This window comes from Bacillus sp. FSL K6-0268 (assembly GCF_038005425.1).
Lineage (GTDB): Bacteria > Bacillota > Bacilli > Bacillales > Bacillaceae_G > Bacillus_A > Bacillus_A thuringiensis_S.
Map to the genome: position 1 here is coordinate 1,455,745 of NZ_JBBOTF010000001.1, position 14,332 is coordinate 1,470,076.

The following is a 14,332-nucleotide window of genomic DNA, read 5'->3' on the forward strand; positions in this document are numbered from 1 at the left end:
TCTTTATAATTGTCTATAATTTTCTCTATCATAACTTCTAGCTAAATTGCTTACAACCTTTTTTCAAATAGCTATTTATACTCTTACATGCCCTATTATTGTTACAACATCTATTTCTATATGTACGCTTATAATATCTTCAATTATATCCATATATCCTTGTCCTATAGCTGCTCCATAGTGTAATGTAATCCCCTTCTTTTCATACACTGACTGTGGCACTGAAAAAATAAATCTCCTCAAGTTTCTTTCATCAGCTGGTTCCATAATTAAAACAATCCCATCCTCATCAAACATATACGCTCGCCCTCCAACTTTACATTCACTATGGCTCAGTATTGCCTTGGTCAGCAAAATTTAAAACATAATAAGTTAAGATACACTCTGCTCTATCATAAAGTGAAACTTTAATCAGCTCCCACCTAATTTCTTTGCTTTCGCTGAATTTTGAGGTGAAGTCTTACTGCCCGGCAAATAGCGGGATAAAAATAAAAAGCATTCATTCTTTTTTATTAAGAATGAATGCTTTTTAAAAAATCAATTTCCAACTCTAGCATCTTTTTTTGACGAGGTTTTACTTTCCTTACGGGAACTCCAGCGTAAATATACCAATCATCTAAACTCTCTTTTACCATACTCATCGCGCCGACTGCCGTACCTTCTCCTACAGTTACATTTGGAAAAATAATAGAATTAGCACCAATAATCACATGTTTTTTAAAAATAACTTTTCCTACTTTCACATTCCTATATTGATTCGGGACGGTTGGCCCCATTAATGTATTTCCACTGAAATCATCAAGTACTGCATATACGATTGTTTTAGCTGAAATGTTTGCAAAGTCATGCATTTCAATCCCAATTTCCCCTCCATATAACGCTGTATACGCCGAGATGTGCGAATAACTTCCAATTGTGATTTTGCCACTTAAAATGCAAAAGTCATCAATTCTTACATTATTGCCAACTGATATAGCACCCGGATTATATATACTTGCTTTTTTACTAACCAATACATTTTTCCCAACAGATAAAAATCCAATTTTCTTTAGTTCTTCTTGACTATAAAAACTATTCATCTACCAACACCACCTTCTGCTCTAAACAGATTACAATTTGCTCTACTAGTTCTTTCGTCATTCCTTCCCATAAAGGTAAACTTACAATTCGTTTTGCTATTTTATTCGTTTTTGTTAAATCTGTAGACTTATATTTTCTAAAAAGAACTTGTTGGTGGCAAGATGGTGAAAAGTATAATCTAGCTTCTATTTTCTGTTTTTTCAGTTCTTCTATTACTTGTATGTTGTGAACTTCTTCTGGACAAATGATAGGCATAAATTGATGAATAACCGCTTCTGTCTTTTGGACTTCCCACCCTTTTTTCATTAACCCAGTACTTTGCAATAACTGTTTATACCATTCAGAAATACGGGTGCGTTCTTTTAATTTTTGATCCCATCTTTTTATAGTCGCTATCCCAATAGCTGCTGCGTATTCAGACATTTTACAATTAAACCCCATCATCGTGCATTCACGATTTTTATCAAATCCGAAATTCCCCATTCTTTTAATACGTTGTATATCTTCTTCGTTTTTACTATATATGAGCCCTCCTTCACCAATTCCGAAAGGCTTTGTTGCATGAAAGCTATATACGATCATTCCACTAAAATCCTGACCGTAATGCATACCACTATTCATTAATCCAAATCCCGGTGCCGCATCTACGACAACCGGAACCCCGATTTTCTCTAATTCTTCATATTCTTCTAAGTCCATCCATGATCCAAAAGTTGCGTACGGGACAACAATCGCAACCTCTTCTTTTAATTCTTCTATCTTATCCAAAAGTACGGTTTTATCCATATACCAATCATCGATTGAAATATCAATAAAATAAGGTTCCAATCCACACCAAATAGCGGCTAAGGCAGTCGCAGGGAATGTAAAGCTAGGCATGAGAGCATACTTTCCCTTTCTTCTTTTCTTTAGTTGAATAGCCGCCATTAACCCTAACGTTGCGTTTGCTACTGTTGTAACAGCTCCCCTGTTTTGAAAAAATACCGACATAATTGTTTCCTCAAAACGTTGATTTATAGGTCCATAATTCGTATATATGTGAGATGTATCAATTTCCTTCAATTCGTCCAAATACTCAATTACAGGTACAGTTGAAGCACGTAAAAAAGGAATATTCTCCATATCTATCTATTCCTTCCTATCATTTTCGGACAATATAGAGCATATCCGTTTCAGATAATCCAAATCTCCTAGCACTTTTCATTCCTTGTTTTTCCGCTATGTTATATAATTCCACCTTAAATCCTGCATTCATTAATCGTTGAATAAATCCCGATTGATTATAAATTCTCACATGATCTTCTTGACCAAAAGCTAATTTCCTCAATTGTGGTGTTACAATTAATTCATTCTCTACAATAAAATCTACATTCATTACGATTGGTACTTGAATAATTCCCCATCCATTTGGCTTTAACACTCTATATAACTCTCGCATTGCTTTGTCATCATCAGGAACGTGTTCTAACACATGGCTACATAATATTACATCAAAGGTATTACTATCATATGTAATCCTTGTAACATCAATTTCCTTCATTAATGGATCCTTTGGTTCTAAGTCACCACATACGTACGTAATATTTTTATACTCGTTAAACCAATCTCTTAACTTCGCTTCAGGTGCAATATGAAGCATAGTATAGTTTCTATTTAACAAGTCTGTTTCCGTTTCAATGTATGTACGATACAATCTTTCACGATCCATCGAATTACAAACTGGACATATCCCTGTATCTTTATTCCACATCTCAAATTTATATTTCGGAAAATCATAATGTGCTGGCCAAGGTGAAAATTTTTCAAATTGTTGATTGCAATATTGACAATAACAGAATTCTTTCTCAAACATGTGAGCAACTAATTTGTGTAACCCTTTTTTTATCTTTTCATTATAAATTTGATCTATTTCGCCGTTTCTTACTGCATCCTTAACTATAAATCCCGCATTTTCTAAACAATAAGATAAACTCTCTTTATACTCACTTTCAGAACTTAAAAATCCACTATTATATGCATCTATAATTAATTCAATCCACTCTTCAATTGTCATTAACATAAAATGCATTTGTTTTTGATTTTGTCCACTATGTTGTCTAAAATAACTAAGAGGTTCTTGTATATAAACTACTTTTCCTTTTCTCATCATATCTATCCAAGTTGCAATATCATTAATAGCAGAATAAGCCTTTCCTTTAAAATACCCAAACTTACCTTCAAACAAATCCCGATTAAACAAAACAGTTGTCGGCTCACCAACTATATTTTTTAAGTTTTTTAACATATAATTCCCTAATTCTTTTCCTTCAAAAAGTGTTGTTTCTTTCGCGATTTTCATATTCAATGTTGAAGGTGGTAATATCTCTCCATTCTCATCAATCAGTTCACGATATGACGTCACAAATGAAATGTTTTCTAATGCCAAAAAGTATTTCATCATTCTCTCGATCTTTTCATGATGAAATAAGTCATCATCTAATAAAAAGTTTATATAATCCCCATTCGCAAGTTCTATACACTTATTAAAGTTTTCAGCAACTAATGGCGTTTCATTTTCAACATATGTAATACACTCATATTCACGTAAGTACGGTTGAATCATAACATTGACTTCATTATTTGTACTGTCGTCAGAAATAATAATTTCTATATTTTCATATGTTTGATTCAGAGCACTGTTGAGCGCTAATTCCAAGTAATAAGGTCTATTGTATGCAGGAATAAGTATACTTACTTTCGGTAAAGAAGAATTATTATTTATATGCTGTTTTTTCTTTTCTATATTTATTTTCTTTCCTCTAATTTTTTGGTAATAGTCTAATGTATATAATATCGATGATGGAACTATCCTTCTTGCATAATCTAGAAAATTAGTTATCGCTTTGTCTAAATCTTTTTCGTTGGATAAGAAACCATATTTTTCTCCCGCTATAATACTGTGTGAAAAATCTTCTAACCCATCCATCATTTTATTAGATTCATTTAACTGTTGATCTGGATGTAATCGAAAGTAACTAAGTGTCTCTGCTATATATACTGCTTTTCCTTCACTTAATAAAGATAACCATGAAGCTATATCTACATTACATAAATACCGCCTCTTATCAAAAATCCCATACGGTTCTTGTAACTCATTTTTACGAAATAAAACTGTTGTTGGTTCTCCAATATAATTTTTTTGATCCACAATTACCTTATTTCCTAATTCTATTCCCTCTATAATCGTATCCTCTTCAAATAAACGGACAGTTGAATAAATATGTCGTAGTTCTTTCCCTTTATCATCAATTACTTGACGATGAGATGTTACTAGCTTAATTTCATTATCTAGATCATTGAAAAAATACTTCATCATCTTTTCAATTTTATTCACATGAAATATATCATCATCCATTAAAAAATTTATATACTCACCGTTCGCTTCATGAAATAACATTAGCGCATTTTCAAATTGTCCGAGAGTTGATGTGTTTTTTATATAAATAATATTTAAATGATCACATAAATATTTTTGTAACACCTTTTCTGTTTCGTCATTCGTGCTGTCATCTCCAACTATAATTTCTATATTAGGGTACGTTTGTTCTAACACACTACATAACGCCTTTTCAAAGTAGCGAGGACGATTATACGTAGGAATTAACACACTTACCAACGGAAGTTGCTCTACGACCTCTTCAATTCTTTCAATACGATTTCTCATTTTAACTCTCTCACCTCTTCGCAAATTATTTATATACGCGACACAAAAATCACATTACTTTAACTGTATGGAGCCTATATACTTTTATGCAAACATGAAACAAAATATCATACTCTTCGTTCCTGAATAAACATATTTAATAACGCGGACATTTTATTTGCACCTTTTTTATTCATATGATCACTATCATAAAAATCATCCTCACAAAATAATGGCGAATCAAATAGATCTATGATTTGAAAAGAATATTGAGTTTGAAACTCATTTATAACTTTATAAAAATCTTCTTTTAATTTCTTACTACTACAATTGAAATAATGTGAAGTAACAGGGAATACAACAATTAATGGCTTTATATCGTTTTTTAATAGTAATTCTAAATATTTCTTAAAAATCATTTTATTTTCAACTAAAGTATGAGGATACGCCAATTTAGCGTGTGAAGCTGCTCTTATTTTCCCGTGTTCTTCAAAAGGAATGTAAAGAGGAGTAGTATTCCATTCAGCATTTATCCAAGGCAGTACCAATGATTCATCTTTTAGTTCATCTAATAAAATATATTCAAAATGCAAATTAAAAATAGAAAGAAGTGGTTTCGGAGTATTTAGATGTGAGAATCCATCAGTGGGTAGAGGAGAATGAACTACAGTATGATGACCATCTTGAAACAATGGATAATATACTTTGTGAATTCTATATGATTCAGATGATAACGACATATCAAAGAAAAATGAAAAATAGGCTATTCCTATTAAACAATATTGAAATGAATGAGTGTTTGATAGAAGTTGTGACGCTATTAAATAATCATAGTATAGATCTTGCGATGGAAGTGTTAATTTTATTGACTTTTTTGAGAGGAGCTCCGTACTTATGCCACAATGTGGATAAGACAAACCGGTAGCAAACAATTCATACGTCGGATCACTCTTTGCTTTTTTCATAGAAATGTATAAAGACATAAGCTCTGGATTTATTTGATAGATAGAAATTAATTTATCCTTCCATTCATACATGTATTTTGTTAAATTAATAATTTTTGAACTTTGCACGCCCCTATTTATCAAGTCATTTGTAAGTTTTTCTGCTTCCACTCTCCAAATGACTATATATTGAAAAGAATTTTCTATTCGAACAACATCTGAAACGTCTACAACATGAACTATTGTTTTACATTTATTTTTGTCTAATGTATTTCGAATCCTCTCCCCGGATAATTCATCACTTAAAACAATGATTTTATACTGCTCCTTCATGTACATCCCCTCCATTATATGTATAATATGAAATTCATTTTTAATTCGTAACAATCATATACACCTGCAATCTAACAAAAAAATAGCTCCACCATTAGGCGTAGCTATTTTTACAATTATTGCTTATTCAAATCATATTCCTTTATCTAACTCATAAAGTTTACGATACTTTTCATTTTCTTTCAGAAGTTGTTTATGACTACCTTGCATGACAATTTGGCCACGATCAAGGAATATAACTTCGTCTACATGTTCTATTCCTACAAGATGGTGCGTAATCCAAATAACCGTCTTTTCTTCCGTTGCAGAAAACATTGTTTCAATTAAAGACAATTCTGTTTTCGGATCTAAACCGATAGTCGGTTCATCAAGTACAATGATGGGTGTTTCTTGCATAAGAGTTCTAGCAAAAGCAACCCTTTGTCTTTCACCACCAGAAAACCGCTTTCCCATTTCATGCATTTTTGTTTGTAATCCGTCCGGAAGAGAAGTAATATGTGAAGCTAATTGTGCTTTCTCTAAAGCTTTCCATATCTCTTCATCCGTCGCCTCTGGTTTGCCAATTCGTACATTATTTCCAATTGTCGTATCAAACAAATGGGGCTTTTGATTTAATACAGAAATATATTTAGATAAAAGATTCGTATGAGCTCGTTCACCATTCAATACAACTTGGCCGTTTACTGGGCTTAACGCCCCTGTTAACAATTTTAGTAAAGTAGATTTCCCTGTCCCACTTCTGCCTAAAATAGCAATTTTCTTCCCTGCTTTTATTTGTAATGATACGTCTTTTAATACAATCTCATTACTATCTGGATAACTATACGATACGTGATTCAGTTCAATATCTACATGTCTTGGTTCAACGTAATCATTATCTCCATACAAATCCATTTTATCATGTAAAACAATATCACTTTCTACGCCATTAAGACGATGGGTAGATTCTACATACGACGGGATTCGATCGATGGCATCTGCAATAGGAATAAGCGCATTCGTTACAGATAAAGTCATTAATACGAAAGCTGCGATAACTGTAGGAGCAATTTGCTCACTTGCCGCTTCATTTCCAGTCCATATAATCATCGAAATAACTACAATACCTACTACTGATTGAATGATACTGTCCCGAATATGATACCAGCGTTTCACTCTCTTTTCGATTTTTAACAACTGATCATTTTGTTTTACATACTCATTAATAAATTCACCTTTACGACCACTTGCCTGCCAATCAGATAATCCAAAAACAGCATCCGTCAGTTGTTGATACAAACGGCTTCTGCCTTGCTTTAAAGTAACATGGTGTTTCTTCATCAAAAGTAATGATACAAATGGAAGAAGAAACACGATAATAGCTAACATACAACCTACAATAAGTGCAAACACAAGGTCAAATGCACCGATAACAAGTACGAAGATACTATAAACAACTAGCGCTAATATACTAGGAAATATTGTACGTAAATATAGGTTTTGCAAATGCTCTATATCTTCGGATAACACTCCTAACATATCACCCGTTTGAAATCGAGAACGGAAAAATAACGCCTGTGGTTCTACTATTCTATATAGCTTCGTTCTCATTTTTTCTAATATACGTAGTACGACATCATGTCCGACTAAGCGCTCTATATAATGAAACACAGCTTGCCCTATACTAAACGCTCTTGTTGCAACAATAGGAACATATACAGCCATTACATTTTCTGGTCTAAGGGCAGATTTTGAGATTAAATAACCTGAAATAAAAAGTAACATCGCTCCTGAACTAACTCCAAGAAGACCAAGGAAAATAGTTAAAGTCATTCTACCTTTATTTTGTTTTATATAAGGTTTAACCCAGTTACTCATTTCTCTCCCCTCTCTTCCCTATGAAAATGTAATGTCTCACTCTCTAAAAGTTCTTCATACGTCCCACTTTCTTTCATTTCCCCTTTATTTAAAATAAGGATATGGTCCATTTGTTTCATCCAATGTAGACGGTGAGTTGCTAAAAATACTAACTTTCCATTAAATAGACGTAACATCGCTTGCTTTATTTCAAATTCGGTTTCAATATCAAGATGTGCCGTAGGCTCATCTAATAAAATGATTGGTTTTTTACTTAAAAGTGCACGCGCCATAGCAACACGCTGTTCTTGTCCGCCACTTAGCATACGTCCACCTTCCCCAATTCTTTCGTGCATCCCATTTGGAAGTGATGTAACGAGTGAACGAAGGCCGACTTCATTAATAACTCTTTCAACTTCTTCATCTGTTGCTTTTGTTTCATAAAAACGAATGTTATCCTTTAATGAAAGCGGAAAAATATAAGGTTGCTGCGGAATGTAAGCAATATTTTTTTGCCAATCTTCACGAGTAGATCCATCAACTTCTAGACCATTTACTAACATCTTTCCACTCGAAGGAGATAAAAACCCGGCTAATACGTCGATTAACGTCGATTTCCCCGCACCACTTTCACCAATAACACCAATAGCACCGTTACCTTCCCAAGTAAAATTAATCCTTTCTAATATAGCCTTCTCAGATTCAGTATTATTAACTTTGATATCTTGTAATTTCAAGCTACTAGAGGCATTCCATACTATATCTTCATTTAAATCTTTCTTTTCTATTCCTTTTTGTTGTTGCAAAATCTCTTCTATTTGCTCCATCGCAATTTGTCCATCTAATGTCGCATGATAATTTGCTCCCACTTGTTTAATCGGCAGAAAATATTCCGGAGCTAAAATCAAAATTGTAAGGGCTGGTAATAGTATAATCGTTCCATCTATTAAGCGTATCCCTAATCCAACTGCCACAAACGCGATTGATAAACTCGTAAAGAAATCTAATGCAAAAGAAGAAAGAAAAGCAACTCGCAAAGTACGCATCGTTGCTTTTCTATATCTTTTACTTACTTTTTCAATCTTTCCTTCGTGCTGTTCACTTTTCCCTAAATACTTTAATGTTTCTAAACCTTTTAACGTATCTACAAAATGGTTCGAAAGTACACGATATATCTCATACTGACTATCTGCCATTTTTTGCGCTGCTAATCCGAGAAGAATCATAAATATGATCACGATAGGAATCGTTACAACTAAAATGATTCCAGACTCAATATCTAGCGTAAAAACATATAGTACAATTAGACCTGGAACGATACTGCTTCTAATCATTTTAGGAATCGTTAATTCAATATATGTTTTAAATTTCTCAATCCCCTCAATTGATAAGGTAACCAGATGACCAGTTCCAACCGTTTGAACATACCTTGGACCTAATGTGAAATATGCCTCTATCAATTGTTTTCTTAGTAACGACCCTGTTTTTTCGGCAAAACGTTCCACTAATATTTGTGATGTTCGAACTACTATGTGACGCGCTGCAAACGCGATACCAAAATAAACAATTTCACTTAATATTGTTTGTACTGTCTCTCCATGAAATAAAAACGTAATAGCTCGTGCTAAAAAGATTGTTTGCGCAATAATACTAAAAGCTTCTAAAATACTAATAATCGTTAACGCTACATATAAAATACGGCTACCGGGATAAGACGGAAGTCCTCTTTTTCTTTTCATTAGTACTCCAAATCGTTGTCTGACTTAACAGGTTGTCTAAATACATAATAACTCCATATTTGACTTCCGATAACGAAAGGCAAAATAGCAATCGCAAAGTAAGTCATAAGTTTTAATGCATAAGCTCCTGATGCTGCGTTGTAAATTGTCAAATCATTCATTGCTCCTAAAGAGCTAATCATAACACGTGGGAACATACCGATAAATACACTCGCACTTAGTAAAATGATTGTTAAACTCGTCATAAAGAAAGCCCAACCATCTCTTCTTCTTTTATTTAATAAAGTGGACACTAATAGTGCTACAAAAGCTCCGATTGGTACCATAATCCATTCTGTTCCATGAGCAGTGAAAATGTCGGTTTTCCATAACCCCACACCAGCAAAAACAAGAAGTGTAATTAATGAAAATGGTGCAATTTTTATTGCAGCAATTCGTGCACGTTCTCTCAATTTACCAGTTGTACGTATCGTAAGAAATTGTAATCCGTGAACAATACATAGTAGGAGAAACATTACTCCCCCAAGTAACGCAAATGGATGAAGTAATTGCAGGAATCCACCTACAACATTTTTACTCTCATCAATAGGTACACCTACCATAAAGTTTGCAATCGCAACTCCCCAAAGGATAGGAGGTAACATACTTCCAATAAACATCCCCCAATCCCACGCACTCTTCCATTTATGATTATCTATTTTCGCACGAAATTTAAAGGAAACACCTCTTAAAATTAAAGCAAGAAGCATAAACGGAATATAAAAACCACTAAATAAAGTTGCATACCAGTGCGGAAATGCCGCAAACATGGCTCCACCAGCACAAACAAGCCATACTTCATTCGCGTGCCAGAACGGTCCTATTGTATTTAAGTAAACTCGTTTTTCAAAATCATTCTTTCCTAAAAACCTCGAAACCATTCCTACCCCAAAGTCGAAACCTTCCAGTACGAAGAATCCAACAAATAAGATTGCAATAACTAAAAACCATAACTCATTAAGAGATAACATACTCTTCCTCCTTATCAAATGGATCATGGCTTTGATAATCCTTTTTCGTTTTCTTATTCGTGTGGCCCTTAATGGTACGAACAAATAAGTACACACAAATTCCACCCATAATTAAATACATTGATGTGAATGAAATAAGTGAGAATAATACTTCACCGAATGTTACATTTGGTGATACAGCATCTTCTGTTTTCATTACACCAAATACAACCCAAGGTTGACGACCCATTTCAGTCATAATCCACCCTACTGTATTACCGATGAATGGAAGAGAAATTGCATACACCATTAATTTTAAATACCACGTTTTTTCAGCTAAACGATCTTTTCTTGATAAGAACCATCCGTAAGCTCCTAGAAGAAGCATGAATGTTCCACTCATTACCATCGCTCTAAAACTCCAAAACATTGTATGCACTGGAGGAATATAATCCCCAGGTCCATATTTTTCTTCATATTGTTTTTGAATTTGATTCATCCCTTCAACTTGACCGCTAAACTTATCATACGATAATAGACTTAGCATATAAGGGATTTGAATTTCAAACGAATTTTCTTTCTTCTCTGTATCAATTTTCGAAAATACTGTAAATGGCGCTGGATCCTCACTTGTATTCCATAGTGCTTCAGCTGCCGCCATCTTCATTGGATGTGTCTTAATTAATTGTTGCGCTTGTGCATGACCGAAGAATAATACAAGCGCCGTTGTAATTGTTCCAACAATGATAGAAATGCGGAAAGATTTTTTAAATACTACAGTTTCTTGTCCTTTTGTAATTTTCCATGCACTTACACCCGCAATAAAGAATGCACCTGTTGCAATTGCTGCTGTAATTGTATGCGGGAATTGTACCCATAGTTGTGGGTTTTGAATAATGGCTAAGAAATCATTCATTTGTGCACGACCATCAGCTGCCATTTCATACCCGACAGGTGACTGCATAAATGCACTTGCAGTTAAAATCCAGAATGCTGATAACATCGTTCCAATTGAAAGGAGCCAAATACACATTAAGTGAATTCGCTTCGGTAATTTATCCTCACCGAATACCCATAAACCTAGGAATGTAGACTCAATGAAAAATGCCAGTAATCCTTCAATTGCAAGCGAGGGACCAAATACATCACCTACAAAACGTGAATACGTTGACCAGTTCATACCAAACTGAAATTCTTGTAAAATACCTGTTACTACACCTACTGCAAAGTTAATAAGGAATAATTGCGTCCAAAACTTTGCCATCTTCTTATATACTTCTTGCCCTTTTACCACATACAACGTTTGCATGATCGCAATAATAAAAGCTAAACCAATTGACAGCGGAACAAAAAAGTAATGGAAAATCGTTGTTGATGCGAACTGTATTCGTGCCAATTCGAGCGTTTCCATACTAAAATCACTTCCTTCATAGTTTTTATAATAAAAGTTAATTGAGCAATCTTATCAAACTCAATTATTAAGAAATACGAAAAGACAAAAACATTTTGTATGTATTGTCGAAAAATATGAAGTTTCAGTTTTTCAAACTATTGCAATGCTAATTTTTACCTTTTCACTATTTCTGTAGTGTTTTATTCGTTAATCGAATTGTATAATATACCTGCATAGTAAATTCAGGTTATTTTTGACGTATTATTGACATCATTTTGTCTGAAATATGTCTTTTGTCATTTTTTGAATCAGATTTTTTTCATTAGCAAAATGTGTTTTTTCAATATACTTCTTACTTTTATATCTATAAAACAATCGTTTTTTCTTCATACACTTGACTTTCAACCGAAAAAATGTCCTCGAAACTACCCTCGATAAATGCTTATTTTTTGTCAAGAGAAAAATGTATTTTCAAAATTCAAACTCGAAATAATGTTATTCAAAAATAGAAAACAACTTCCCTCTCCCTCGACTAAAAGTTCATTTTTTTGTCATTTTTCCATAACAAATAAAAAACTGAGAGTCAATTAGACTCCCAGTTTTTTTATTTATTTTGCTGTATGTTTTCTAACGGCTGGTAATATTTCAGTAGCAATTAATTCAATATTTTTCTCAATTTTATCAAATGGTACACCGCCAAAATCAATTTGTGCCATAAAGCGTTGTTGGCCAAACAATTCATATTGGTAAAGCATTTTCTCAATGATTTGTTGTGGGCTACCAACCATTAAAGCATCACGGTAATCTATTGCATTTGTAAATTGCTGTTTCGGATACCCACCACCGCGCAGTGTAAGCATACCAGCATTAATGTGAGGATAATATTCACTAAGTGCATCTTGTGAATTTTTTGCCGTATAAAATAAACTCGTTGTCGCAACTGGTAAACTAGCTGGATCAAATCCACTTTGCTGAGCAGCCTCGCGGTAAGCATCTACTGACACTTTAAAGTTAATTGCTGGACCACCAAGTGTTGTTATCATCATTGGCACACCTGCACGTCCTGCTTTAATTGCACTAGCTGGTGGACCTCCAACTGCACGCCAAATTGGTAAGTTATTATTTTTCGCTCTTGGAATAACCGATGCATGTGCGAGCGGTGCTCTGAACTGTCCATTCCATGTTACATGTTCCTCGTTATTAATTTTTAATAAAAGATCCATCTTCTCTTCAAATAATTCTTCATAATCATTCACGTCATAACCAAGTAAACTATATCCTCCAATACGAGATCCACGACCAGCTACGATTTCAGCACGACCATTAGAAATCAAGTCAATGGTAGCGAAATCCTCATATACTCGAACTGGGTCAGATGTACTTAATATCGTTGCGGAACTTGCAATTTTTATATTTTTCGTAGCTTGCGCGACCGCACCTAAAATAACTGTATGAGCTTGCGTTGTAAAATGCGTTTGATGACTTTCACCTACAGCAAACACATCAAGCCCTGCCTCATCTGCTAACTTAGCTGTTTCAATTAGTTCGTGAATTCTTTTCTCTGGCGTAATTTTCTCCCCATTATGTGGATTTAAAACATGATCACCAATTGAATATAATCCAAACTCAATTCCTTTTCTTGTATCTATACGGTATTTTTCCATAGTTACTCTCTCCTTTAATGAAGTAATATTAGTTTCTCTTCTAAAAACGTTGGTAAGTCAAGTATATCTCCGTATTACCTATCTCATCACTTGATTAGTCAATTGATAAGGTAAAAAAAATTACTCTTGCGGTAATTCTTTTTTTTCACTATGTTTATGAACTTTCGTCATCAGCTCGTATAATATTTTCTGCTCTTCTTCATTTAATACATCATCAAAAAACGAAGATTGAAATGCAAGTTGCTCTGGCAAGGCTCTCTCTAAAGCTGCTTCTCCTTGCTCTGTAAGACTAATTGTTTTCGTTTTCCAATCTTGTTTTCGTACAATATATCCTTCTTTTTCAAGACGAGTTAACATTCGAGAAATGCCACCTTGTGTAACAGTTACCTTTTCAGCTAACTCCATTTGTGTTAGTGGTTGATACGTACGTATTTGCAAAAGCACATCAAATTGAGCTGTCGTTAAATCAAAACGTTTTAAAAACTCATTTGACATTTGATTACTTTGGTTCGTAAATCGTATTAAACGTAACCATATTAATGATCCTATCGTATTATCACGCATGTTTCATCACTTCCTAGCGTTCATCTTACTATCAATTTACTACGCAAGTGATAAAAAAGCAAGATAAAATGTAATAAATATAGCGATAGAGTATTGCATAAATAATGA

At 33.8% G+C, this 14,332-nt stretch carries 11 protein-coding genes; all 11 read right to left on the minus strand.

What is annotated here, in order from left to right:
• Window positions 1-75 precede the first annotated feature (75 nt).
• On the minus strand, window positions 76-297 hold the full coding sequence (locus tag MHI28_RS07345) for a hypothetical protein (protein WP_000459105.1): 222 nt from the start codon (window positions 295-297) through the stop codon (window positions 76-78).
• Window positions 298-512: 215 nt separating this feature from the next.
• A complete protein-coding gene (locus MHI28_RS07350) occupies window positions 513-1,079 on the minus strand; it encodes an acyltransferase (RefSeq protein ID WP_029442030.1) in 567 nt (188 codons plus the stop codon).
• Window positions 1,072-2,202 carry a DegT/DnrJ/EryC1/StrS aminotransferase family protein gene (locus tag MHI28_RS07355; RefSeq protein ID WP_000427950.1) on the minus strand — a complete coding sequence of 377 codons (1,131 nt, stop codon included), beginning with the start codon at window positions 2,200-2,202 and terminating at the stop codon, window positions 1,072-1,074. The genes MHI28_RS07350 and MHI28_RS07355 overlap by 8 nt, the downstream gene beginning before the upstream one ends.
• A gap of 19 nt (window positions 2,203-2,221) precedes the next feature.
• On the minus strand, window positions 2,222-4,783 hold the full coding sequence (locus MHI28_RS07360; RefSeq protein WP_086413576.1) for a glycosyltransferase: 2,562 nt from the start codon (window positions 4,781-4,783) through the stop codon (window positions 2,222-2,224).
• A gap of 107 nt (window positions 4,784-4,890) precedes the next feature.
• Window positions 4,891-6,039, minus strand: coding sequence for a hypothetical protein (locus MHI28_RS07365; RefSeq protein ID WP_000664258.1), 1,149 nt, complete (start codon window positions 6,037-6,039; stop codon window positions 4,891-4,893).
• Between the two features lie 132 nt (window positions 6,040-6,171).
• Entirely contained in the window at window positions 6,172-7,896 is a 1,725-nt protein-coding gene (cydC, locus tag MHI28_RS07370) for a thiol reductant ABC exporter subunit CydC (protein ID WP_000073640.1), read from the minus strand.
• Window positions 7,893-9,614, minus strand: a complete 1,722-nt coding sequence (gene cydD, locus MHI28_RS07375) for a thiol reductant ABC exporter subunit CydD (protein ID WP_000824019.1) — start codon at window positions 9,612-9,614, stop codon at window positions 7,893-7,895. Before cydD ends, cydC begins: the two co-directional genes overlap by 4 nt.
• Window positions 9,614-10,624: a cytochrome d ubiquinol oxidase subunit II gene (gene cydB, locus MHI28_RS07380; RefSeq protein WP_340827734.1), complete on the minus strand. Its 1,011-nt coding sequence runs from the start codon at window positions 10,622-10,624 to the stop codon at window positions 9,614-9,616. The genes cydD and cydB overlap by 1 nt, the downstream gene beginning before the upstream one ends.
• The gene (gene cydA, locus MHI28_RS07385) at window positions 10,611-12,014 is read right to left on the minus strand and encodes a cytochrome ubiquinol oxidase subunit I (protein WP_000448870.1); all 1,404 of its coding nucleotides are present in this window, start codon (window positions 12,012-12,014) and stop codon (window positions 10,611-10,613) included. Before cydA ends, cydB begins: the two co-directional genes overlap by 14 nt.
• A 590-nt stretch (window positions 12,015-12,604) precedes the next feature.
• On the minus strand, window positions 12,605-13,660 hold the full coding sequence (locus MHI28_RS07390; RefSeq protein WP_000417550.1) for an LLM class flavin-dependent oxidoreductase: 1,056 nt from the start codon (window positions 13,658-13,660) through the stop codon (window positions 12,605-12,607).
• A 120-nt stretch (window positions 13,661-13,780) separates the two neighbouring features.
• Window positions 13,781-14,224, minus strand: coding sequence for a MarR family winged helix-turn-helix transcriptional regulator (locus MHI28_RS07395; protein WP_001205523.1), 444 nt, complete (start codon window positions 14,222-14,224; stop codon window positions 13,781-13,783).
• Window positions 14,225-14,332: the final 108 nt, after the last annotated feature.